At 63.8% G+C, this 22,424-nt stretch carries 22 protein-coding genes; 19 read left to right on the plus strand and 3 right to left on the minus strand.

Going from position 1 to position 22,424, the window contains the following annotated elements:
- The first annotated feature begins 73 nt into the window (after positions 1 to 73).
- From flhA to ABMD26_RS19605, 14 genes are all read left to right on the plus strand, one after another.
- Positions 74 to 2,203: a flagellar biosynthesis protein FlhA gene (gene flhA, locus ABMD26_RS19540; RefSeq protein WP_134723174.1), complete on the plus strand. Its 2,130-nt coding sequence runs from the start codon at positions 74 to 76 to the stop codon at positions 2,201 to 2,203.
- Between the two features lie 11 nt (positions 2,204 to 2,214).
- Positions 2,215 to 3,534 carry a flagellar biosynthesis GTPase FlhF gene (gene flhF, locus ABMD26_RS19545; RefSeq protein WP_134723173.1) on the plus strand — a complete coding sequence of 440 codons (1,320 nt, stop codon included), beginning with the start codon at positions 2,215 to 2,217 and terminating at the stop codon, positions 3,532 to 3,534.
- A gap of 118 nt (positions 3,535 to 3,652) precedes the next feature.
- Positions 3,653 to 4,486 carry a flagellar synthesis regulator FleN gene (gene fleN, locus ABMD26_RS19550; RefSeq protein ID WP_043186074.1) on the plus strand — a complete coding sequence of 278 codons (834 nt, stop codon included), beginning with the start codon at positions 3,653 to 3,655 and terminating at the stop codon, positions 4,484 to 4,486.
- A complete protein-coding gene (fliA, locus tag ABMD26_RS19555) occupies positions 4,480 to 5,226 on the plus strand; it encodes an RNA polymerase sigma factor FliA (protein ID WP_236690444.1) in 747 nt (248 codons plus the stop codon). The genes fleN and fliA overlap by 7 nt, the downstream gene beginning before the upstream one ends.
- Positions 5,227 to 5,439: 213 nt before the next feature.
- Positions 5,440 to 5,814 (plus strand): chemotaxis response regulator CheY, encoded by a 375-nt coding sequence (locus ABMD26_RS19560; protein ID WP_090362272.1) that lies wholly within the window; start codon positions 5,440 to 5,442, stop codon positions 5,812 to 5,814.
- A 19-nt stretch (positions 5,815 to 5,833) separates the two neighbouring features.
- Positions 5,834 to 6,622 carry a protein phosphatase CheZ gene (locus ABMD26_RS19565; RefSeq protein ID WP_134723172.1) on the plus strand — a complete coding sequence of 263 codons (789 nt, stop codon included), beginning with the start codon at positions 5,834 to 5,836 and terminating at the stop codon, positions 6,620 to 6,622.
- 58 nt (positions 6,623 to 6,680) lie between these two features.
- Positions 6,681 to 8,906, plus strand: coding sequence for a chemotaxis protein CheA (locus tag ABMD26_RS19570; protein ID WP_134723171.1), 2,226 nt, complete (start codon positions 6,681 to 6,683; stop codon positions 8,904 to 8,906).
- Between the two features lie 16 nt (positions 8,907 to 8,922).
- Entirely contained in the window at positions 8,923 to 10,071 is a 1,149-nt protein-coding gene (locus tag ABMD26_RS19575; RefSeq protein WP_134723170.1) for a protein-glutamate methylesterase/protein-glutamine glutaminase, read from the plus strand.
- Entirely contained in the window at positions 10,071 to 10,811 is a 741-nt protein-coding gene (locus ABMD26_RS19580; RefSeq protein WP_134723169.1) for a flagellar motor protein, read from the plus strand. Before ABMD26_RS19575 ends, ABMD26_RS19580 begins: the two co-directional genes overlap by 1 nt.
- Positions 10,812 to 10,822: 11 nt before the next feature.
- On the plus strand, positions 10,823 to 11,707 hold the full coding sequence (motD, locus tag ABMD26_RS19585) for a flagellar motor protein MotD (protein WP_122743485.1): 885 nt from the start codon (positions 10,823 to 10,825) through the stop codon (positions 11,705 to 11,707).
- Positions 11,708 to 11,757: 50 nt separating this feature from the next.
- Positions 11,758 to 12,546 (plus strand): ParA family protein, encoded by a 789-nt coding sequence (locus ABMD26_RS19590; protein WP_049858776.1) that lies wholly within the window; start codon positions 11,758 to 11,760, stop codon positions 12,544 to 12,546.
- A complete protein-coding gene (locus ABMD26_RS19595) occupies positions 12,546 to 13,427 on the plus strand; it encodes a CheW domain-containing protein (RefSeq protein ID WP_134723168.1) in 882 nt (293 codons plus the stop codon). The genes ABMD26_RS19590 and ABMD26_RS19595 overlap by 1 nt, the downstream gene beginning before the upstream one ends.
- 40 nt (positions 13,428 to 13,467) lie before the next feature.
- The gene (locus ABMD26_RS19600) at positions 13,468 to 13,947 is read left to right on the plus strand and encodes a chemotaxis protein CheW (RefSeq protein ID WP_049858774.1); all 480 of its coding nucleotides are present in this window, start codon (positions 13,468 to 13,470) and stop codon (positions 13,945 to 13,947) included.
- A complete protein-coding gene (locus ABMD26_RS19605; RefSeq protein ID WP_134723167.1) occupies positions 13,948 to 14,340 on the plus strand; it encodes a DUF2802 domain-containing protein in 393 nt (130 codons plus the stop codon).
- A gap of 364 nt (positions 14,341 to 14,704) precedes the next feature.
- On the opposite strand, the gene ABMD26_RS19610 is transcribed toward ABMD26_RS19605, so the two are convergent.
- The 3 genes from ABMD26_RS19610 to fliK all read right to left on the minus strand — a co-directional run bounded on the left by ABMD26_RS19610 (position 14,705) and on the right by fliK (position 19,525).
- Positions 14,705 to 17,455 carry a dermonecrotic toxin domain-containing protein gene (locus tag ABMD26_RS19610; protein WP_134723166.1) on the minus strand — a complete coding sequence of 917 codons (2,751 nt, stop codon included), beginning with the start codon at positions 17,453 to 17,455 and terminating at the stop codon, positions 14,705 to 14,707.
- Between the two features lie 187 nt (positions 17,456 to 17,642).
- Positions 17,643 to 17,963: an EscU/YscU/HrcU family type III secretion system export apparatus switch protein gene (locus tag ABMD26_RS19615; protein ID WP_134723165.1), complete on the minus strand. Its 321-nt coding sequence runs from the start codon at positions 17,961 to 17,963 to the stop codon at positions 17,643 to 17,645.
- Positions 17,960 to 19,525 (minus strand): flagellar hook-length control protein FliK, encoded by a 1,566-nt coding sequence (gene fliK, locus ABMD26_RS19620; protein ID WP_192067992.1) that lies wholly within the window; start codon positions 19,523 to 19,525, stop codon positions 17,960 to 17,962. The genes ABMD26_RS19615 and fliK overlap by 4 nt, the downstream gene beginning before the upstream one ends.
- Before the next feature lie 170 nt (positions 19,526 to 19,695).
- Here fliK and ccmA point away from each other — a divergent pair, with 170 nt between their 5' ends.
- From ccmA to ccmE, 5 genes are all read left to right on the plus strand, one after another.
- A complete protein-coding gene (gene ccmA, locus ABMD26_RS19625; protein WP_354311305.1) occupies positions 19,696 to 20,319 on the plus strand; it encodes a cytochrome c biogenesis heme-transporting ATPase CcmA in 624 nt (207 codons plus the stop codon).
- Positions 20,316 to 20,984 (plus strand): heme exporter protein CcmB, encoded by a 669-nt coding sequence (ccmB, locus tag ABMD26_RS19630; protein WP_134723162.1) that lies wholly within the window; start codon positions 20,316 to 20,318, stop codon positions 20,982 to 20,984. The genes ccmA and ccmB overlap by 4 nt, the downstream gene beginning before the upstream one ends.
- A gap of 61 nt (positions 20,985 to 21,045) precedes the next feature.
- On the plus strand, positions 21,046 to 21,810 hold the full coding sequence (locus ABMD26_RS19635) for a heme ABC transporter permease (protein WP_354311847.1): 765 nt from the start codon (positions 21,046 to 21,048) through the stop codon (positions 21,808 to 21,810).
- Positions 21,807 to 21,983 (plus strand): heme exporter protein CcmD, encoded by a 177-nt coding sequence (gene ccmD, locus ABMD26_RS19640; RefSeq protein ID WP_354311307.1) that lies wholly within the window; start codon positions 21,807 to 21,809, stop codon positions 21,981 to 21,983. The genes ABMD26_RS19635 and ccmD overlap by 4 nt, the downstream gene beginning before the upstream one ends.
- Positions 21,980 to 22,423 (plus strand): cytochrome c maturation protein CcmE, encoded by a 444-nt coding sequence (gene ccmE, locus ABMD26_RS19645; protein ID WP_354311310.1) that lies wholly within the window; start codon positions 21,980 to 21,982, stop codon positions 22,421 to 22,423. Before ccmD ends, ccmE begins: the two co-directional genes overlap by 4 nt.
- Position 22,424 lies beyond the last annotated feature (1 nt).

Genomic DNA, 22,424 nt, shown 5'->3' on the forward strand with positions numbered 1-22,424 from the left:
ACCCCTTCTTGCACTGCCCCCTGGCAGGACGCCTGGCGCGTCAAAAGTTCGCTTGGGGAAGTGGGGAATGCCGGTGGATCGCTCTCAATTAATCAACACCGCTCGTAGCAACATCGTTGGCCTTGGCCGCGGCAACCTGGGGGTGCCGCTGCTGTTGCTGGTGATGCTGGCGATGATGATGCTGCCGATCCCGGCTCTGCTGCTGGACGTGTTCTTCACTTTCAACATCGCCTTGTCCATCGTCGTCCTGCTGGTGTGCGTGTACGCCCTGCGGCCGCTGGATTTCGCCGTGTTCCCGACCATCCTGCTGGTGGCCACGCTGCTGCGCCTGGCGCTCAACGTGGCGTCGACGCGGGTGATCATGCTTCACGGCCAGGAAGGCCACGCCGCTGCGGGCAAAGTGGTCCAGGCCTTCGGTGAAGTGGTGATCGGTGGTAACTACATCGTCGGTATCGTGGTGTTCGCCATCCTCATGATCATCAACTTCGTGGTGGTCACCAAGGGTGCCGGGCGTATCTCGGAAGTGAGCGCGCGTTTCACCCTGGACGCCATGCCCGGCAAACAGATGGCCATCGACGCCGACCTCAACGCCGGCCTGATCGATCAGAACCAGGCCAAGGCGCGTCGCGGCGAAGTGGCGGCCGAGGCCGAGTTCTACGGCTCGATGGACGGTGCCAGCAAATTCGTCCGCGGCGACGCCATCGCCGGCTTGCTGATTCTCTTCATCAACCTGATCGGCGGCATGCTGGTGGGTATGCTGCAACACAACATGCCGTTCGCCGAAGCGGGCAAGGTGTATGCCCTGTTGACCATCGGTGATGGCCTGGTGGCGCAGTTGCCCTCGCTGCTGCTCTCCACCGCAGCCGCGATCATGGTCACCCGTGCCTCGGGCTCCGAGGAGATGGGCAAGCAGATCCAGCGGCAGATGTTCGCCTCGCCCAAGGCGCTGGCCGTTTCCGGCGCGCTGATGGCCATCATGGGCATGGTGCCCGGCATGCCGCACCTGGCCTTCATCACCTTGGGTGCCATCGCCGGTGGCGCTGCCTACCTGTTGTGGAAGAAGCAGAACGACGTCAAGGTTCAGGCCCTGGCCGAAGTGCAGCGTCAGCAGGAGCTGCTGCCATCGCCCACGCGCACCCAGGAAACCAAGGAACTGGGCTGGGACGACGTGACGCCCATCGACATGATCGGCCTGGAAGTCGGCTATCGCCTGATCCCCCTGGTGGACCGCAACCAGGGTGGCCAGCTGCTGGCGCGGATCAAGGGTGTGCGCAAGAAGCTGTCCCAGGACCTCGGTTTCCTGATGCCGACGGTTCACATCCGCGACAACCTCGACCTTGCCCCCAGCGCCTATCGTTTGACGCTGATGGGTGTAATCCTGGCCGAAGCCGAGATCTACCCGGATCGCGAACTGGCGATCAACCCGGGTCAGGTGTTCGGCTCGCTCAACGGCATCACCGCCAAGGATCCGGCGTTCGGCCTGGACGCGGTGTGGATCGACGTCAACCTGCGCAGTCAGGCGCAATCCCTGGGCTACACCGTGGTGGATGCCAGTACGGTAGTGGCCACGCATTTGAATCAGATTCTGCAGAAACATGCGCATGAGCTGATCGGTCACGAAGAAGTGCAACAATTGCTGCAAGTTCTGGCAAAAGGCTCGCCCAAGCTGGCTGAAGAGCTGGTTCCGGGCATCCTTTCGCTGTCCTCACTGCTCAAGGTGTTGCAGGCGCTGCTGGCCGAACAGGTGCCCGTGCGCGACATCCGCAGCATCGCCGAAGCCATCGCCAACAACGCTCATCGGAGTCAAGATACCGCCGCGCTGGTCCAGGCCGTACGGGTCGGTTTGTCCCGTGCCATCGTGCAAAGCATTGTAGGCGTTGAGCCGGAGCTGCCAGTTATCACCTTGGAACCAAGGTTGGAACAGATATTGCTCAATAGTCTGCAGAAGGCTGGTCAGGGTCAGGAAGAAGGCGTTTTGCTGGAACCGAGTATGGCGGAAAAGCTGCAACGATCCCTGATCGATGCAGCGCAGCGGCAGGAGATGCAGGGCCAACCGGTGATACTGCTGGTGGCCGGTCCGGTCCGCGCGATGCTGTCACGCTTCGGTCGCCTGGCGATCCCCAACCTTCACGTACTGGCCTATCAGGAAATCCCTGATAACAAGCAAGTCACCATCGTAGCGACAGTAGGGCCCAACGGCTGAGGTAGTGGGTTATGCAAGTGAAGCGATTTTTCGCCGCCGACATGCGTCAGGCCATGAAATTGGTCCGCGATGAGCTGGGTGCCGACGCTGCCATCATCGGCAACCGTCGCATCGCCGGCGGCGTCGAGCTGACCGCTGCGCTGGACTACAAGCTGTCGGCCCTGGCCCCGCGCGTGCCCAACCTGGAATTGGAAGAAGAGCTGCGCAAGACCCAGTCGCGCATCGTCTCCGCCCAGGCCGAACTGAGCACTCGTGGCGAGACCGACGCCGCCACCAACCGTCAACTGGTCGCCGGCCTGCCCTTGACCGCCGCCGAGCCGTTGGTGGAGCCGCGTCGCGAAGAGCCAGTGCGTGCCCAGCCTGCACCGGCGCCTCAGCCTGCGGTCGATCAGCGCGTGTTCGATTCCATGCGTTCGGAACTCAACGGTCTGCGCCAGTTGCTCGAAGTGCAGCTCGGCTCCCTGGCCTGGACGCAGCTGCAGGGCAGCAAGCCGGCCCAGGCCAATCTCTGGCGGCGCCTGCAGCGCATCGGCCTGTCCGGCCCGATCGCTCGCGAACTGCTGAGCCTGACCAGTGAAATTCACGAGCCACGGCAGGCCTGGCGGATGCTGCTGGCGCACTTGGCGCGTATGATTCGCACGCCGGACGTCGAACCGCTCGAAGAAGGTGGCGTGATCGCCATGGTCGGCCCGGCCGGCATGGGCAAGACCACCACCCTGGCCAAGCTGGCGGCGCGCTATGTGCTCAAGTACGGCTCGCAGAGCGTGGCTCTGGTGAGCATGGACAGTTTCCGTATCGGTGCTCAGGAACAGCTCAAGACCCTGGGCCGCATTCTCAACGTTTCGGTGACTCAGGTGGATCCGGGCCAGTCATTGGTACAGGCCCTGGAGCCGCTGCTGCGCAAGCGCGTGGTCTTGATCGACACCGCCGGCCTGCAGGCCAGCGATCCGGCCCTGCGCATGCAACTCGAAAGCCTGGCCGGACGCGGGATCAACGCCCGCAACTACCTGGTGCTGGCGACCACCAGCCAGAAGCAGGTGCTGACCGCGGCCTACCATAGCTACAAACGTTGCGGTCTGGCCGGGTGCATCCTGACCAAACTCGACGAAACGGCCTGTCTCGGCGAAGTGCTGAGCCTGGCCATCAGTCAGGAACTGCCGATTGCCTATCTCACCGATGGGCCGCGCATTCCCGACGACTTGCATCTGCCGCGGCGGCACCAGCTGGTCAGCCGCGCGGTGAGCGTGCAGATGCAAGAAGAGCCCAGCGAAGAGGCCATGGCCGATATGTTCGCAGGTCTCTACCACAGCCCCGACAAGCGAGTTGGCTGAGGTGAAGAACGTTAGGCAAGCACAATCTTCCTGCATCGTAGGGTTGCCAGGAATTACTCGAGCAATCGAACTGGCAGCCACTGGTGTGGCCTCGGTCTAGACAAGGTAAAGAACGAACATGGGCAGCATGCATCCCGTACAGGTGATCGCGGTGACCGGCGGCAAAGGCGGCGTCGGCAAGACAAATGTGTCAGTGAACTTGTCCCTGGCGTTGGCCGAGCTCGGCCGCCGGGTCATGTTGCTGGACGCCGACCTTGGCCTGGCCAACGTCGACGTATTGCTGGGCCTGACCCCCAAGCGCACCCTGGCCGACGTGATCGAAGGCCGCTGCGAACTGCGTGACGTGATGTTGCAGGGCCCTGGCGGCATTCGCGTGGTGCCGGCGGCCTCCGGCACCCAGAGCATGGTGCACCTGACCCCGGCCCAGCATGCAGGCCTGATCCAGGCCTTCAGCGACGTGGGCGACAACCTCGACGTACTGATCATCGACACCGCTGCCGGTATCGGCGACTCCGTGGTGAGTTTCGTGCGCGCGGCCCAGGAAGTGCTGCTGGTGGTGTGCGACGAACCGACTTCGATCACCGATGCCTACGCCCTGATCAAGCTGCTCAACCGCGACTACGGCATGAATCGCTTCCGGGTCCTGGCCAACATGGCGCAGAGCCCTCAGGAAGGCCGCAACCTGTTCGCCAAGCTGACCAAGGTGACCGACCGCTTCCTCGACGTGGCCCTGCAGTACGTCGGCGCCGTGCCGTACGACGAGTCGGTGCGCAAGGCCGTGCAGAAGCAGCGCGCCGTCTACGAGGCGTTTCCCCGTTCCAAATGCTCGCTGGCCTTCAAGGCCATCGCGCAGAAGGTAGACACCTGGCCATTGCCGGCCAATCCCCGCGGCCACCTGGAGTTCTTCGTCGAACGCCTGGTGCAGCAAACCAGTGCAGGGCCCGTATCATGAGCGCCAGCGGATACCGTATGTACAGCAAGGCGTCGCGCGACTCGCAGCAGCATCAGCTGATCGAGCAATACGCGCCGCTGGTCAAGCGCATTGCCTATCACCTGCTGGCGCGACTGCCGGCAAGCGTGCAGGTGGAAGACCTGATCCAGGCCGGCATGATCGGCCTGCTGGAGGTTTCGACCAAGTACGACTCGAGCAAAGGGGCCAGTTTCGAGACCTATGCCGGCATTCGTATTCGCGGCGCGATGCTCGACGAGGTGCGCAAGGGTGACTGGGCACCGCGTTCGGTGCACCGCAATACCCGTATGGTCAGTGATGCCATTCGCCGAATCGAGTCAAAAACCGGTCGCGACGCTAAAGATCACGAGATTGCGGCCGAACTCAATCTGAGTCTGGATGATTACTACGGGATCCTGAACGATACCTTGGGCAGCCGCCTGTTCAGTTTCGACGACCTGCTGCAGGACGGCGAACACGAGGGGCTGCACGAAGACGGCGCCAGCGGTTCGCTGGAGCCCTCGCGGGATCTGGAGGACGAGCGCTTCCAGGGTGCGCTGGCCGAGGCCATCGCCAACCTGCCCGAGCGCGAGAAACTGGTGTTGTCGCTGTATTACGACGAAGAGTTGAACCTCAAGGAAATTGGCGAGGTACTGGGTGTCAGCGAATCGCGCGTCAGCCAGTTGCACAGCCAGTGCGCCGCGCGACTGCGCGGGCGCCTGGGGGAATGGCGGGCACGCTGAAGGAACGGCGAGATCGGTGCGGGCTTTTTCGCGGGCAGAGCCCGCTCCCACAGTCTCGACCTATGTGGGAGCGGGCTCTGCCCGCGAAGAGGCCTGCAGGCGTAGCGCGTGTAGGCGATCTGCAGCGGCAAGTGGCTCAGGCGAATTCGATTGTTATGCACGCTCAGAGGCTGGGCGTGTTCAAGACTGCTGGAGGTCTAATTGGACAAGAACATGAAAATCCTCATCGTCGACGATTTCTCGACGATGCGGCGCATCATCAAGAATCTGCTGCGTGACCTGGGCTTTACCAACACCGCCGAGGCCGACGACGGCAATACCGCCTTGCCGATGTTGCACAGCGGTAACTTCGATTTCCTCGTCACCGACTGGAACATGCCGGGCATGTCGGGCATCGATCTGCTGCGCCAGGTGCGCGCCGACGACCGCCTCAAGCACCTGCCGGTGCTCATGGTGACTGCCGAGGCCAAGCGCGAGCAGATCATCGAAGCCGCCCAGGCCGGGGTTAACGGGTATGTGGTCAAGCCTTTCACTGCGCAAGTGCTGAAAGAAAAAATCGAAAAGATTTTCGAGCGCGTCAATAGCTGAAGTCTGCAATGGGGGCGCAATGGACCACAAACAAAGCACTTTGGGGGACTTCGAGTCGACCCTGAAGAAACACGCCGTCGAGCTGGTGGACAGCCTTGAAAAAGGCCGTTTCGGTGAAGCGGTGCAATTGATCCACGAACTGAACCAGACCCGCGATCGCGGTTTGTATCAGGAAGTCGGCAAGCTGACCCGCGAGCTGCACAGCGCCATCGTCAGTTTCCAGATCGATCCGACCATCCCCCAGGCCGAAGAGGTGTCGCAGATCACCGACGCGACCGAGCGCCTGTCGTATGTCGTGCGCCTGACCGAGAGTGCGGCCAACCGGACGATGGACCTGGTCGAGCAGAGCACGCCTGTGCTCAATACCCTGAGTGCCGAAGCCAGCGCCTTGAGCGCCGACTGGCAGCGCTTCATGCGCCGCGAAGTGGCCGCCGACGAGTTCCGCGAACTGGCCCGCCGGGTCGACGGATTCCTGACCCGCAGCGAGCAGGGCAATCGTGAAGTGGCCAGCCACCTCAACGACATCGTGCTGGCACAGGATTACCAGGACCTCACCGGCCAGGTCATCAAGCGCGTCACCGCGTTGGTCACCGAAGTGGAAAGCAACCTGCTCAAACTGGTCCTGATGGCCAGCCAGGTGGACCGCTTCGCCGGCATCCAGCACGACCACGAAAAGCTTCGTGCCGAAAAAGATCAAGAAAAACATCCTGCCAAGGGTGAAGGTCCGCAGATTCATGCCGATAAACGTGAAGACGTCGTATCCGGTCAGGACGATGTCGACGATCTGCTGTCCAGTCTGGGCTTCTAGGCCACCGCCTGCGCCTGACTGTGTTGACCGTTAATCACGTATTCCAGGGAGCATCCACATGAGCTTCGGCGCCGACGAAGAAATCCTTCAGGATTTCCTGGTAGAGGCCGGCGAAATTCTCGAGCAACTGTCCGAACAACTGGTCGAGCTGGAAAGCCGTCCCGATGATGCCGACTTGCTCAACGCAATTTTTCGCGGTTTTCACACTGTAAAAGGCGGCGCCGGCTTCCTCCAGCTCAACGAGCTGGTGGAGTGCTGCCATATCGCCGAAAACGTCTTCGACATCCTGCGCAAGGGTGAGCGCCGGGTTGACTCGGAGCTCATGGACGTCGTGCTCGAGGCGCTGGATGCGGTCAATGGCATGTTCGCCGAGGTGCGCGAGCGCGCCCCGGTCACACCGGCCAGTGCGCAGTTGCTCGATGCGCTGGCGCGTCTGGCCGAGCCCGCTTCGGCCGTGGCAGCGCCCGTCGTTGCGGTTGCACCGCCCGTGGCGACACCGGTGGTTGCACCGGCTTCGACGCCTGGCGACGACATCACCGATGACGAATTCGAGCAGTTGCTCGACTCTCTGGGTGCTGCCAAGGCGCAGGCTGCTGCGCCAGCCACTGCTGTGCCCGATGTGCCGGTCAGTGACGAGATCACCGACGACGAATTCGAATCGCTGCTCGATCAACTGCACGGCAAGGGTCAGTTCGCCGTCGACGCGCTGGCGCCTGCCTCCACAGCGCCGGTTGCCTCGGAAGTTGCCGATACGCCAGCCGTTGATACCGTAACGGCTTCAACGGCTGCCCCGGCACCGGGCGACGAGATCACCGACGACGAGTTCGAGGCGCTGCTCGACCAGTTGCATGGCAAGGGTGCGTTCACCGCCGATGCGGTCAAGCCGCAACCGCCTGCCGAAGTGCAAGCCCCGGCTCCGGTGAGCGATAACATCACCGACGACGAATTCGAATCATTGCTCGACCAGCTGCACGGCAAGGGCAAGTTCAGCGATGTCGCCAGCCTGCCCGACGCCCAGCCGACTTCTGCCGTAGCGGCGCCGGTTGCGGCCCCGCGCAAGGCCGAGGCCGCCCCGGCACGTGCGCCGGTGGCCGAGAAACCGGTTGCCACCGAAGCCGAGACGACCGTGCGGGTCGACACCGCGCGCCTCGATGAAATCATGAACATGGTCGGCGAACTGGTGCTGGTGCGTAACCGCCTGGTCCGCCTGGGCGCCAACAGCAGCGACGAGGCCATGTCCAAGGCGGTCTCCAACCTCGACGTGGTCACCGCCGACCTGCAGACCGCCGTGATGAAGACGCGCATGCAGCCGATCAAGAAGGTCTTCGGGCGCTTCCCGCGCCTGGTCCGTGATCTGGCGCGGCAGTTGAAGAAGGAAATCCATCTGGAGCTGGTCGGTGAAGAAACCGACCTCGACAAGAACCTGGTCGAGGCCCTGGCCGACCCGTTGGTGCACTTGGTACGCAACGCCGTCGACCACGGCATCGAGACGCCCGAAGAGCGCGAGCGCAGCGGCAAGGCGCGCGGCGGGCGGGTGGTATTGTCGGCAGAGCAGGAGGGTGACCACATCCTGTTGTCGATCAGCGACGACGGCAAGGGCATGGACCCTGCGGTCCTGCGTGCCAAGGCCGTGGAAAAGGGCGTGATGGACCGCGATGCGGCCGACCGCCTGAGCGAATCGGACTGCTACAACCTGATCTTCGCGCCGGGTTTCTCCACCAAGACGGAAATCTCCGACGTGTCGGGCCGTGGCGTGGGCATGGACGTGGTCAAGACCAAGATCAGCCAGCTCAATGGCTCGATCAACATCTTCTCGGCCAAGGACCAGGGTTCCAAGATCGTCATCAAGGTGCCGTTGACCCTGGCGATCATGCCGACGCTGATGGTGATGCTGGGCAACCAGGCGTTTGCCTTCCCGTTGGTCAACGTCAACGAGATCTTCCACCTGGACCTCTCGCGCACCAACGTCGTCGACGGCCAGGAAGTGGTCATCGTGCGCGACAAGGCGCTGCCGTTGTTCTACCTCAAGCGCTGGCTGGTGAAGTCCGCCGCTCACGAGGAGCAGGGCGAGGGGCATGTGGTCATTCTGTCGGTGGGCACTCAGCGCATCGGCTTCGTGGTGGACCAGCTGGTCGGCCAGGAAGAAGTGGTGATCAAGCCATTGGGCAAGATGCTGCAGGGCACGCCGGGCATGTCCGGCGCGACCATCACCGGGGACGGCCGTATCGCCTTGATCCTCGATGTACCGAGCATGCTCAAGCGCTACGCCGCGCGGCGTATCTGATCGTAGTGGAGTGTTTATGGCAGTCAAGGTCCTGGTGGTGGATGATTCTGGTTTCTTCCGCCGCCGCGTCTCGGAAATTCTCTCGTCGGACCCCACCATCCAGGTGGTCGGGACCGCCACCAATGGCCGCGAAGCGATCGATCAGGCCCAGGCGCTCAAGCCTGATGTGATCACCATGGACTACGAAATGCCGATGATGGACGGCATCACCGCCGTGCGTCACATCATGCAGCGTTGTCCCACTGCGGTATTGATGTTTTCCTCACTGACCCACGAAGGCGCGCGGGTGACCCTCGACGCCCTCGACGCGGGGGCAGTGGATTACCTGCCGAAGAATTTCGAAGACATTTCTCGCAACCCCGAGAAGGTCAAGCAGATGCTATGCGAGAAGGTCCATACGATCTCGCGCAGCAATCGCCGTCTGGGGGCGCATTTCACGGCGCCCGCTGCGCCGGCCGCACCTGCGGTCACGCCAGGTGCAAGTACTGCAGCGACGTCTTCGCGGCCAGCGCCGAGCCGGTCACCATCGCCTGCCACGAGCGCGCCAGCCACGCCTGCACGCGCTCCGGCGCCCACGGCCAGCAGCGCAACGCCGCGGCGCAAGCCCTACAAGCTGGTGGCGATCGGCACCTCCACCGGCGGCCCGGTGGCTCTGCAGCGCGTCCTGACCCAGTTGCCCGCGCATTTTCCGACGCCTATCGTGCTGGTCCAGCACATGCCGGCCGCGTTCACCCGCGCCTTCGCCGAGCGCCTCGACAAGCTCTGCCGGATCACCGTCAAGGAAGCCGAGGACGGTGACGTGTTGCGTCCCGGGCTGGCCTTGCTGGCGCCCGGCGGCAAGCAGATGATGATCGATGGCCGTGGCGCGGTGAAGATCCTGCCGGGTGACGAGCGGCTGAACTACAAGCCCTGCGTCGACATCACCTTTGGCTCGGCGGCCAAGTCCTACGGCGACAAGGTGTTGGCGGTGGTGCTCACCGGCATGGGCGCCGACGGGCGAGAGGGCGCGCGTCTGCTCAAGCAGGGCGGCAGTCAGATCTGGGCTCAGGACGAGGCCAGTTGCGTCATCTATGGCATGCCCATGGCAATCGTCAAGGCCGGCCTGGCCGACGCCGTCTACAGCCTCGACGACATCGGTCGACACCTGGTCGAGGCGTGCGGCTGATGGATGTCTTGAGCCTGATCGGGATCATCCTCGCGTTCGTCGCCATCATCGGTGGCAACTTTCTCGAAGGCGGCCACCTGTCGGCTCTGCTCAACGGTCCGGCAGCGCTGATCGTGGTCGGAGGAACCCTGGCTGCGGCACTCATCCAGTCGCCCATGAGCGCGTTCAAGCGCGCCCTGCACAATGTTCGCTGGATCATCGTTCCACCCAGGATCGACATGGCCGGCGGTATCGATCGCGTCGTGAATTGGAGCCTGGTCTCGCGCAAGGAAGGCTTGCTGGGCCTGGAAGCCAGCGCTGAAGCCGAGCCCGACGACTATGCCCGCAAGGGCTTGCAGCTGCTGGTCGATGGCGCCGAGGCGGCGACCATCCGCAACGTCCTCGAAGTCGATCTGTACAACCGCGAAACCCGTGATCTGCAAGCGGCCAAGGTGTTCGAAAGCATGGGCGGCTATGCGCCCACCATCGGCATCATCGGTGCGGTCATGGGGCTGATCCACGTCATGGGCAATCTGGCCGATCCCAGCCAGCTGGGCAATGGCATCGCCGTGGCGTTCGTGGCGACCATCTATGGCGTGGCCAGCGCCAACCTGCTGCTGTTGCCGGTGGCGCACAAGCTCAAGGCATTGGCCCAGCGGCAGGCGGCCTATCGGGAAATGCTGCTCGAAGGGCTGCTGTCCATTGCCGAGGGCGAGAATCCGCGCTCCATCGAAATGAAGCTGCAAGGCTACCTCGACTAGGAGAGCATGCCATGGCCCGTCGTCGTCGCGTTGAAGAGCCGGAAAATCACGAGCGCTGGCTGGTCTCCTATGCCGATTTCATCACCTTGCTGTTCGCGTTCTTCGTGGTGATGTATTCGATCTCGTCGATCAACGAAGGCAAGTACAAGGTGCTCTCACAAGCGCTGGTCGGTGTGTTCAACGACCCGGACCGCAGCACCCGACCGATCCCGATCGGCGAGGAGCGGCCCTTGACGACCCGTCCGGCGCAGCCGTTGGTGACTGACAGCGAGCAGTCGCAAGCGGCCATCGGCGAGGCGGCCGATCCGCTGCAGACCATCGCGAACGATGTGCGTCAGGCATTCGGCGACCTGATCGCCTCGGATCAACTGACGGTGCGCGGCAACGAGCTGTGGATCGAGATCGAGCTCAAGTCCAGCCTGCTGTTCGGCAGCGGCGATGCCATGCCCAGCGACATGGCGTTTTCGATCATCGACAAGGTCGCAACCATTCTCAAGCCTTTCGACAACCCGGTGCATGTCGAGGGTTTCACCGACAACCAGCCCATCAGCACGGCGCAGTACCCGACCAACTGGGAACTGTCGACCGCGCGGGCGGCGAGTATCGTGCGCATGATGGCCCTGGAAGGGATCGACCCACGGCGCATGGCCGCAGTCGGGTACGGCGAATTTCAGCCGGTGGCCGACAACGCCACCGCCGATGGGCGAGGGCGCAATCGTCGGGTGGTGCTGGTCATTTCGCGCAACCTTGACGTACGTCGCAGCATCACCAGTTCCGGCAGTGCCAATGCGCAGCCGGATGCGGCGTTGCGTCGTGCTGGCACACAAACTGCACTGACGCCGCTAAACGCGCCGTCGGCGGCTGGCTCTGTCAAAAGTCCGCCGCCCGGCCCATAACTTGAAACATCACTGTCTCGGTAGCCGTTGACCGAGGGGAAACCACCATCATGAGAGTCTGGGCAGTAGCCAATCAGAAAGGCGGGGTCGGCAAGACCACGACCTCGATCGCCTTGGCGGGTTTGCTGGCCGAGGCAGGCAAGCGCGTGGTCGTGGTCGACCTCGATCCACACGGCTCGATGACCAGTTATTTCGGGCACAATCCGGACGAGCTGGCGCACAGCTGTTTCGACCTGTTCCAGCACAAGGGGGCGGTGCCCGCAGGCCTCGCCCACCAGTTGCTGCTGCCGACCAGCGAGGCCAACGTCTCGCTGTTGCCGTCGAGCACCGCACTGGCCACGCTGGAGCGGCAACAACCGGGGCAGAGCGGGCTTGGCCTGGTAATCGCCAAGACGCTGGCGCAACTGTGGCAGGATTTCGACTACGCCGTGATCGACAGCCCGCCGTTGCTGGGCGTGCTGATGGTCAACGCCTTGGCGGCCAGCCAGCAATTGGTGATCCCGGTGCAGACCGAGCACCTGGCGGTCAAGGGCCTGGAGCGCATGGTCAGTACCTTGACCATGATCAACCGTTCGCGGCGCCAGGCATTGCCGTACAGCATCATCCCGACCCTGTTCGACCGGCGTACCCAGGCATCGCTGAGCACCCTGCGCACCCTGCGCGACGATTACCCGCAACATCTGTGGCCGGGCTACATCCCGGTCGACACCCGTCTGCGCGATGCCAGCCGGGCCGGGCAGACGCCTTCGCGCTTCGACGGCAAAAGCCGCGGCGTGGTCGCCTACCGTGCCTTGCTCAAGCATTTGCTGGCTCAACAACTTGTCGCGCAGGTAGCCTGATGAACCGTCCCGTCGATATTGCCCAGCGGCCACAGGTGGCCTTGCAGTCCTACCTGGACAGCCTGCTGCACGAAGCCACCGAAGCCCTGGAGCTTGAACTCGACCCCGGCCAGGACCGCCTCGACGAGTTCCAGGCCGCCGTGCTCGAAGAGCAGGCGCGCGATGCCGTCAGCCTGCGGTCGGTACCGGCCCCACTGATCGTACCGGAATCGGAGCCGGCGCCATTCCAGGCAGCCCCGGCACCCATGCCGGTCGCCGATCCGTTGCCCACCGCCGAGCCCGAACGCGTCTCGCCCGTGGCCGACGTGCATTTGCCGGCGGTGGGCACGCGCCCCTTGCTGGCGGCGGTCGATGGCCGCCCCAGCTGGGCCGCCGAGCCGTTCGAGTGCCTGCTGTTCGACGTGGCCGGCCTGACCCTGGCCGTACCGCTGGTGTGCCTGGGTTCGATCTACGCATTGGCCGGCCAGACCCTGACGCCGTTGTTCGGCCAGCCCGACTGGTTTCTTGGCATCCTGCCCAGCAACAGCGGCAACCTGAAGGTGCTCGACACCGCGCGCTGGGTGATGCCCGACCGCTATCGCGACGACTTTCGCGACGGCTTGCAGTACGTGATCTCGGTGCAGGGCTACGAGTGGGGGCTGGCCGTGCATCAGGTCAGCCGCTCGCTGCGCCTGGACCCCGGCGAGATCAAGTGGCGCAGCCAGCGCGGCCAGCGCCCGTGGCTGGCAGGAACGGTCATCGAACACATGTGTGCGCTGCTGGACGTCGCCGAACTGGCCGAGCTGATCGCCAGTGGCGGCGCACGGCATCTGCGCGCGGTGGACTCGGCGCCGGGCAAGCGCACCGCTGCCACCATCACCAACACTGTCATCAAGAATTGAATGAACACGCCGCCGTCATGGCATTTGAGGGGTTAGTAGCATGAAGAAGTCGTCTGCCCAAGGTTCCGAAGATCCGATTCTGCAATGGGTCACCTTCCGCCTGGACAATGAAACCTACGGCATCAATGTGATGCAGGTGCAGGAGGTATTGCGTTACACCGAGATCGCGCCGGTGCCCGGAGCACCCAGCTACGTGCTGGGCATCATCAACCTGCGCGGCAACGTGGTCACGGTGATCGACACGCGCCAGCGTTTCGGTCTGCAGTCCAGCGACGTCAGCGACAATACGCGCATCGTCATCATCGAGGCCGACAAGCAGGTGGTGGGGATTCTGGTCGACAGCGTCGCCGAAGTCGTCTACCTGCGCCAGTCGGAAGTCGAGACCGCCCCCAACGTCGGTAATGACGAGTCGGCCAAGTTCATCCAGGGCGTGTGCAACAAGAACGGCGAGTTGCTGATTCTGGTCGAGCTGGACAAGATGATGTCCGAGGAAGAGTGGTCCGAGCTGGAGAATATCTGAGTGATCTTCGAGGTCGCTGTAGTCCTGCTGGCGGTGCTGTGGGTCGGAACGGTGTCGTTGTTCCTGTCCTATCAGAAAAGCCAGCGCCAGTTGGCCGCCGAACAGGCGGCTGGCGACGCACTGCGCGATCAGCGGCTGCGCGAGCTGAGCAAGCGCCTGGACGACTACCAGAACCTCAACGTGCGCCTTGGCGAGGCGTTGCACGAACTGCGTGCAGTGGTCGGGCCATTGCCTGAGAAGCTGGCGCAGCTCGAGCAACGCGACCCCGGCAGCCTGTCGTTCGCTCAGGCCGGCAAGCTGGTGGCCATGGGCGCCTCGGTGGACGAGCTGACCCAGGCCTGCGGCTTGACGCAGGCCGAGGCCGAGTTGATGAGCAAGCTGCACCGCGGTTGATTCGATCCAGGCCTTTACCTGCCACCCCCGGTGCGGTCGCGGTGCCCTCGTGACGCCTGTCTCAGGTAGAGGCCCAGCTCAGGTCCACGCCCAGCGTCCGTAGGGTGTCTTCACGTTGCCGCAGGCTGGCAGTGGCCGGCGGCGGCACCTCGTCCATCATCTGGCGACCCTGTATCAGAGCCTGAAAATGACACCGCTCCAGGTCGTTAAGGCACGAGCGCGCGTGCAAATGCCAAGGCCAAGGCCTGGGCGTTGATGGAGAGATCGTTGGTGTGCATGGAGGGCTCCAAGGCCTGCTGTAGAGGCCCTGGAGGTTGGCGTTGGCGAAACCGCATGCGCGGTGATTATGTAGGCGTGATGCGGATCACGTGTGGGTCCAGCTCAAGTTGCTGCCGACCTGGGAAAAGCGAGACAGCGGCGTCAGTGCGTTGGCCGCCTCGAAGTACCCGGACCAATTGAGCACCCCTGTTCTGTCCCGTACCGGCAGTGCCGTGATGTTCCAAACTTCGCGGTACTGCGCCAGTTCGAGCAGCCGATCGGTGATGACTTCGTTGAGCACGCCCGGACCGCTGATGTGACTCAAGGCTATGGCATAGCGATGGAAGCCTTCGAGATCCTGCAGGGCATCCGGACGGCTGTCATAGAAGTCCGGGTGCGCCTCGAAGCGCTCCAGCAATTTGTCCGATATCGCATTCAGGGTCGGGTTGCCTGGGTGGCTGCCGATCATGCTGTTGTTGTATTGGATGTTCATGTCCAGAGTTTCGTTGGACAGCGGTACGGAGAGAATCAGGCCTCGGTCCGAGGTCTCCAATGGCACGTTGTCGATGTGCTCGGCGGGCTGTCCGAGCGGGGTTCTCTCCCCAGGCTGCAGGATGCTGTCATCCATGTCCATGTACAGCCCGCCCTGGCTGTAGAGCACTCGATAACGCAGCACGTCCGAGGCCGAAGCGAAGTTGGTGCCCGCACCGCCATTGCCGTCGATGGCAGCGTGGTACTGACGGTAGTAGCGGCTGCGCTTGAATTCAGCGTAGAACGGTTGGGACTCCAGGGGCAGGACGTCCATGGATGGTGCGTACTTGGTCAGCAACTGTACATTGCGCGCATAGGCCTTGGGCGAGGCGGTTGAGAGGTACAGCTGGTACGTGTAATCGCTTTCGAGCAACAGGCCCGCGTTGCGGCCCACATTCTCCAGAAGCGTCTGACTGATCAACTTGTTGCCTACCCAGATGCAGGAGATCGACTTCGGAATGGGCTTCATCGAGGGCGGACGCAATTCACCCAGGCTCATGGGCAGTATCAAGTCCACCCCCAGGCCCTGCAGGGTTTCCATCCGCTGTGCATCGGTCACGGGACGCTCGACGTTCTCCAGCCGGGTCATGGATCGTTGACCGGGCCGCGGACCGATGTAGTAGGGCGGATCGAGCTCGTTGAGGTCCGCATTGTTGATGAAGGCGTCGTGTTGCAGGTCGTAATGCACGTGGGCCATGTAGCCATCGATCTCGCATTCCAGGGTATCTCTCTGGCCACTGTAGCTTGGCACCCTGATCACGGCATCGGCGATGCTCGGACCGGCTTCGGCTGCGGGTGCCATGGCAGCCGGCAGGCTGAAGGCCTGTTCCACGATCGGTTCCAGGGCTGGAAGGCGAGGGGGTTGGAGCGGGCTCAAGGGATAGCCGATCTGGTCGTTGATGCGTGCCGGAACGATGAACTCGGGCCGTTTGAAGCGGAAGATCGTCGGGTTTTCCGGGATATCCACGTGCAGCAGGGGCGCCGCGTTGAGCACGCCCCAGACGGCATCCTCGGCGCCTGCGGCCCGCTCTTCCAGGGTTTTGCCGTTGATCGCCTGATCCAGCGCCAAGCCCAGTTGAACGACGCCGCCCAAGGCAAAGATCGGCGCCAGTTCCGGTATCACCATCGCGATCGGTGCGAGGGTATTGATCGCCGAGACGAAGTAGCCGCGCCATTTTTCCTTGGTGACCGAGCTGTCGGTGTTGATGATGAAGTCGGCATCCTGCTCGCTGCGCCGTTTCTGGTGGCGGGCCATGGCCATGAACAGGTCGCCGTCGATGGGCGGGCTGTATTTGCTTGTCCGATAGTTGACCGTGTCGTGCGGCACCCACAGGCCGCTGGTGGCGAAGCCTGGGTGCTTGTCAGGGTCGAAATGGTGATATTCGGGGTACAAACCCAGCCCCGTCAGCGCGGTAGTGAGGCCGCTGAAGCCCAGCGTGTCGGCTTCGTCACCGGGTGGAAAATGCGCCTCCAACGCTTGACGGGTGTGCGGGTGCTTGCACTGATCGGCCACCCAGCGCTTCATCGACGATTCGTCGGCGAACTCGTGGAACGGCGAACTGTTGCCGGGGATGTACAGCAGGGTCAGCCCGGTCTTGCTGTTTTTCAGGCACAGCAGGTTGGTGGCGACATAACCGTAGACGTTCAGGCAGGCGACGTGTACGCCGTGAGCGCGCGTCTGCAGGCCGGCGACCTGCCAGGCCAGCACGCGTCCCGCGTCGGTGAGGCTGCCTTGGCTGATCTGCCGGTTGCAGGCGGCGATGAAATTGACCTTGGCCGCATCGCGGTAGGCCTGCAGCCCGTCTTTCCAGTACGCCTTGAGCATCTGCTTGTAGGGCTTCTGGAAGTCCAGGTGCCAGATGAAGCTTTGAAACGCTTCGGCGCCGATGCGTACATGGTGGGCCTGGTCATAGCTCGCCGGCGTCACTTGTCGGTAGAGGCCGTTGTACACCTGATACGGCGCGCTGTTGTTGAACAGGCTGTGTTCGTCCAGATGGTCGACCAGGGTGATCGGGTAGGGCGGCGGATTGCCCGCCCAGGCCTCATGCAGTGCAGCGCCGATCAGGTTGTTGTCCGACTCGCCTTGCCAGTTGGACAGCAGGGCCTGAGTCATGGTGAGCTTCTGCACGACACGGGCAATGCAGCGCTGCCCCTTGATCTGATAGTGCAGGGTGACGGCGTCGACCTTGTCGGGATTCAGGTCCAGGCCGTGCTTCGCTGCCCACTGGTGCACCGCATCGGCGGCGGCACGGTCGGGTCTGGGGTACGCCTTGAGGGAATCACGGACGGCTTGAACGCCTTGGCTACTGATGAATGGGGAAGTCATGGCGGTATTCCTCTATGGGCACGGGAAGTCGTGCCGGGCCATGATTCGTTCGGCGCAGTCGGTGGACGTGGTAACTATGTAGGGCGCCGGCTGCCGGGGTCGGCGGCGAACCGACCCAAAGCAGGCCGGCGAGGCGGCCGCCGGAGGCTCGCGCCGAGGAGTGGAAAGCGGCCTTCGGACCCAGGCTTTACGGGGCCTTCGGGGTGATATCGCGCTCGCTCGGCATAGGCGCGAACTCGAACCCGGAAGGCGTCTTGCCTTGCAGGTGCCAGGCGAAGGCGATGATCTCTGCGATGGTCAGATACAACTCCTGAGGGATGCTGTCACCCAGTTCCATGCGTGCCAGCATCTTCACCAGCTCGGCATTTTCGTAGACCGGCACTTCATAGTCGCGGGCCATCGCCAGGATCGCTTCGGCCAGCTCATCGTCGCCCTTGGCGGTAAGGGTAGGGGCCTTCTGGCCGTCGTAGCGCAGGGCAATGGCTTGGCGCGGGGCTCGTTCGGTCATGCGGTTTCATCCACCCAGCGTTGCTCCAGACGGGTACGAGCACCTTGCGGTGCGGTGCCTTGATGGCATTGCAGATCAGCCACGTTCAAGCCGGTGGCTTGCAGGCGCTGGCGCAAATTGTCCAGCTGGTTTTCGATCAGCAGGGCGGTGTCCGGACGCTGTGCCCACAGTTGGCTCGACAGGCTGCCATGGGCCAGTTGCGCCTGCACCTGGAGCGGGCCCAGCGTGTCCAGATCGAAGGCCAGGTCCAGGCGCCAGATCTTTTCCTGGGCGGGCCTGGGCTCGTTCTTGTCAGGGGGCTGCTGGTCCGGTGGCGGATCTTCGCGTTGCACCTTGACCTGCAGCGGGATGAAGTCGTGCAGATGGCGCATGGGAATCTCCAGTTGCCAGGTGGTCTGCGTGGCGCCATCGGGGGTGCGCCCGGTTTGCTCCAGACCGGCGAGCTGATGACTCTGCAGCCGCGCCACCGCTGCACCGGCCAGGCGCAGCAGGTGTTCGAGGTCGTCCTCGCCTTCGCCTTTCTGCGCGGTGCGGGCAGGCAGGGGGAAACTCACCGGCACGGTCTTTTCGCTGACCTGCCCCCAGGCATTCAAGGCATTGCGCACCCGTCCCGGCAGGACCTGAGCGAGGACATTGGCCGCCACCGCCGGTTGCGCTGCCGGATTGGGCAGCGCGCCCGGCGCGATCTGCGCCATCAGGCGCAGCAGCGCCGACTTGAGATCGGGGGCCGGTTGTCCGTTGAGCAGATTGGCTTCCAGAAACGCGCCGCTGGCGACCACGGCCTGGGCGACGGTTTTCGGATCGGCCATCTGCTGCACGTCCGGCAGGCTGGCCAGCAGGCGTTCCAGGCCGGCGCGGGTCGGCGGCGCCAGGTCGGGGTTCTGGCTCAGGTTTTGCACCAGGCTCAGCAGGCTGTCGAGCGAACCCTGCCGGGCTTGCTGGGCACCCAGTTGCTGGGCCACGGCCAGTTGGTCCATGCGCCCGCTCAAGGGCACGAAATTCAGGCTCTGGTCACTCATCACCTGGGCGCTGAGCAGACTGCCCAGGCGCAGAGGCTGAGGGCTCTCGATGGCCAGAATGTTGCCGGCCTGGGCCGTATTGAGCAAGGTCACCATCGCTTTGTACACCGCTGGTTGCCCGGCGATCTGCGGCAGCATCTGGCTGCTGCTGACCTTGCCCTGCAACAGCGTGCCGACCGGCAGGGCCTGGGTGTCGATGCGCGTCAGGGTCACCGGTGCGTTATTGCCGCGCTCCTGGGTGGTGACCAGCGCCGCGCCCCCGGCCAGATGCGACACCAGCAACGCGGTGCCTTGCGGCACGGGCTGCAGGCTGCTGGCGGTGATCGTCGCCACGCCGCCGCCGGCCAGACTCAGGCGCAACAGCAACTGAAAGTCCTGCGCGCCGGCCTTGACCGACACCACCTCGGCATCGACCGTTTCGCCTAGGGCCAGCAAACTGTCCAGGGGCTGGGTGATCTTCACCGTCTCGGTGTTCGACGCACTGGCGCGCGCGGCACCGCTGGCGGTGGGAAGCGCGGCGAGGTTGCTGATCAGATCAGGCATGATGAAACCTGTGTCGGTTACGCCCTTGGGCAGAGACTGCGCATGTATAATGCGCGGCCACGGCGGCCGGCTCTGCTACACAGCGCCATGGAAGTATAGCGGCCTTGCCCTGCGAAACTTGAGTGCGGCACGGTGCCGTAACCTGCGACCGAACCCGATGAGGCGGATTCTTGACCCCATACCTGCACGCCACCGATCTTGCCTGCGACCGCGATGGGCGCCTGCTGTTCGAGCATCTGCAGGTCCAGGTGGCCGCGGGCGACATGCTCCAGGTGTGCGGGCCCAACGGCTGTGGCAAGACCAGTCTGCTGCGCCTGCTGGCCGGGCTGATGCAGCCTGCAGAAGGGCACGTCGCCTTCGCCAGCCCAGTGCAGCGCAGCGAACGAGCTCGCCAGCTGCTGTGGATCGGCCATGCGACGGCGATCAAGGATGCCCTGAGCGCCGAGGAAAATCTCGCCTGGCTGTGCGCGCTGCATACGCCAGCCAGCCGCGAGCGTATCTGGGCGGCCTTGGCGGCCATCGGTCTGCGCGGCTTCGAAGACGTGCCGTGCCAACGGCTCTCGGCCGGTCAGCAGCGCCGCGTGGCGCTGGCCCGTCTGTATCTGCCCGGCCCGCCGTTGTGGATTCTCGACGAGCCCTTCACCGCGCTCGATGCGCAGGCGGTCGAGCAGCTGGAGCGGCATCTGGTGGACCACTGCGAGCGAGGCGGCATGGTGGTGCTGACCACACACCATGTGCTGGGGCGGACGCCGAATCGCTACCGGCGACTGGAACTGGATGCGAACGCGGCATGAGTGTCTTCGTCCTGTTGCTCAAGCGCGAAGCGCGACTGCTCTGTCGGCGACCCGCAGAGCTGGCCAATCCTCTGGTGTTTTTCGCCATCGTGGTTGCGCTGTTCCCGCTGGCCGTCGGGCCGCAGATGCAGCTGCTGCAAAGCCTTTCCCCAGGCCTGGTGTGGGTGGCCGCGTTGCTGGCGGTGCTGCTGTCGCTCGACGGCTTGTTTCGCAGCGATCTGGAAGACGGCTCGCTCGAGCAATGGGTACTGTCCGAGCACCCCTTGCCAGTGTTGGTGCTGGCCAAGGTGCTGATGCATTGGGCGTTCTCCGGGCTGGCGCTGGTGCTGGTTTCACCGCTGCTGGCCCTGATGCTGGGCTTGCCCGAACGGTGCCTGCCGGTGCTGCTGGCCTCGTTGCTGCTCGGCACGCCGGTGCTCAGCTTGCTGGGCGCAGTGGGGGCGGCGCTGACCGTCGGGCTCAAGCGCGGCGGCCTGCTGTTGGCCTTGCTGACCCTGCCGCTGTACATCCCGGTGCTGATTCTGGGCAGTGGCGCGCTGCAGGCGTCGTTGCAGCAGCTGCCGACCGCTGGCTACCTGTTGTGGCTGGGCAGCCTGACGGCACTGGCCGTGACCCTGGCGCCCTTCGCGATCGCGGCCGGGCTCAAGATCAGTGTCGGCGAATGAACGGACGAGGCCGGGTGTGCGACTGGCTCATGCTTTTGAATACGGGGTCATGAAGAACAAGGTGATGAACTGGACGTGGTTTCACAAGCTCGGCTCGCCCAAGGCGTTCCATGCCCTGAGCGGGCGGGTGCTGCCCTGGCTAGGCATGGCGGCGGCGCTGCTCATCGGTGCAGGCGTGGTGTGGGGCCTGGCCTTCGCTCCGCCGGATTACCAGCAGGGCAACAGCTTTCGCATCATCTACATCCACGTGCCCGCGGCCATGCTTGCCCAGTCCTGCTACGTGATGATGGCCCTGGCCGGTGTGGTCGGTTTGGTCTGGAAGATGAAGATCGCCGACGTCGCACTGCAATGCGCCGCGCCCGTGGGTGCCTGGATGACTTTACTGGCGCTGGCCACCGGCGCCATCTGGGGCAAGCCGACCTGGGGCAGTTGGTGGGTCTGGGATGCGCGCCTGACGTCCATGCTCATCCTGTTGTTTCTCTACCTGGGGCTCATTGCCCTGGGCCAGGCCATCGGCAATCGCGAAAACGCGGCCAAGGCCTGCGCAGTGCTGGCCATCGTCGGCGTGGTCAACATTCCGATCATCAAGTACTCGGTGCAGTGGTGGAACACCCTGCACCAGGGCGCCACCTTCAGCCTGACCGAAAAACCGGCGATGCCCGCGCAGATGTGGCTGCCGCTGTTGCTCACGGTCCTGGGTTTCTATTGTTTCTTCGGTGCAGTACTGCTGCTGCGCATGCGCCTGGAAGTGCTGCGGCGCGAGGCCCGCAGCCGCTGGGTTCAGGAATACCTGGCCGGTGAACTGAAACCGAGGGTCGGCCCATGAGCTTCACTTCGTTCGCCGAGTTTCTGAGCATGGGCCGCCATGGCGTCTATGTCTGGTCGGCCTATGGCCTGTGCCTGCTGGTGCTGATCGTCAACGTGGCCGGGCCGCTACTGGCGCGGCGACGCTACCTGCAGGAAGAGGTGCGACGTCTGCGCCGGGAGGGCCGACCGTGAAACCGCAACGGCGCAAACGCCTGACGCTGATCCTCGCCCTGGTGGCCGGCGTCGCCCTCGCCGTCGGACTGGCCCTTGGCGCATTGCAGCAGAACATCAACCTGTTCTACACGCCCACGCAGATCGCCAATGGCGAGGCGCCGACGGGCACGCGCATTCGCGCCGGTGGCATGGTCGAAAAGGGCTCGCTGCAACGCTCCGGCGACTCGCTGGATGTGCGCTTCGTGGTCACCGACTTCCAGCACAGCGTCACAATCACCTACCGCGGGATCCTTCCCGATCTGTTTCGCGAAGGGCAGGGCATCGTCGCCCTGGGCACCTTGAACGCCAACGGCGTTGTGGAAGCAAACGAGGTGTTGGCCAAGCACGATGAAAAATACATGCCGCCTGAGGTCACCAAGGCCTTGAAGGATTCCGGCCGAATGGGAGCTTCGCAATGAT

This window comes from Pseudomonas sp. PvP001, assembly GCF_040546375.1.
Taxonomy (GTDB): Bacteria; Pseudomonadota; Gammaproteobacteria; order Pseudomonadales; family Pseudomonadaceae; genus Aquipseudomonas; species Aquipseudomonas coleopterorum.

Excerpts from the sequence above, each read along its gene's own strand:
- ABMD26_RS19560 (WP_090362272.1), top strand. The coding sequence starts at position 5,440 with ATGAAAATCCTCATCGTCGACGATTTCTCGACGATGCGGCGCATCATC.
- fliK (WP_192067992.1), bottom strand. The coding sequence starts at position 19,525 with ATGCCTGATCTGATCAGCAACCTCGCCGCGCTTCCCACCGCCAGCGGT.
- ABMD26_RS19595 (WP_134723168.1), top strand. The coding sequence starts at position 12,546 with ATGAACCGTCCCGTCGATATTGCCCAGCGGCCACAGGTGGCCTTGCAG.
- ABMD26_RS19565 (WP_134723172.1), top strand. The coding sequence starts at position 5,834 with ATGGACCACAAACAAAGCACTTTGGGGGACTTCGAGTCGACCCTGAAG.
- ABMD26_RS19570 (WP_134723171.1), top strand. The coding sequence starts at position 6,681 with ATGAGCTTCGGCGCCGACGAAGAAATCCTTCAGGATTTCCTGGTAGAG.
- fleN (WP_043186074.1), top strand. The coding sequence starts at position 3,653 with ATGGGCAGCATGCATCCCGTACAGGTGATCGCGGTGACCGGCGGCAAA.
- ABMD26_RS19610 (WP_134723166.1), bottom strand. The coding sequence starts at position 17,455 with ATGACTTCCCCATTCATCAGTAGCCAAGGCGTTCAAGCCGTCCGTGAT.
- ABMD26_RS19600 (WP_049858774.1), top strand. The coding sequence starts at position 13,468 with ATGAAGAAGTCGTCTGCCCAAGGTTCCGAAGATCCGATTCTGCAATGG.
- ABMD26_RS19590 (WP_049858776.1), top strand. The coding sequence starts at position 11,758 with ATGAGAGTCTGGGCAGTAGCCAATCAGAAAGGCGGGGTCGGCAAGACC.
- ccmD (WP_354311307.1), top strand. The coding sequence starts at position 21,807 with ATGAGCTTCACTTCGTTCGCCGAGTTTCTGAGCATGGGCCGCCATGGC.
- ABMD26_RS19580 (WP_134723169.1), top strand. The coding sequence starts at position 10,071 with ATGGATGTCTTGAGCCTGATCGGGATCATCCTCGCGTTCGTCGCCATC.
- flhF (WP_134723173.1), top strand. The coding sequence starts at position 2,215 with ATGCAAGTGAAGCGATTTTTCGCCGCCGACATGCGTCAGGCCATGAAA.
- ccmB (WP_134723162.1), top strand. The coding sequence starts at position 20,316 with ATGAGTGTCTTCGTCCTGTTGCTCAAGCGCGAAGCGCGACTGCTCTGT.
- motD (WP_122743485.1), top strand. The coding sequence starts at position 10,823 with ATGGCCCGTCGTCGTCGCGTTGAAGAGCCGGAAAATCACGAGCGCTGG.
- ABMD26_RS19615 (WP_134723165.1), bottom strand. The coding sequence starts at position 17,963 with ATGACCGAACGAGCCCCGCGCCAAGCCATTGCCCTGCGCTACGACGGC.
- ABMD26_RS19575 (WP_134723170.1), top strand. The coding sequence starts at position 8,923 with ATGGCAGTCAAGGTCCTGGTGGTGGATGATTCTGGTTTCTTCCGCCGC.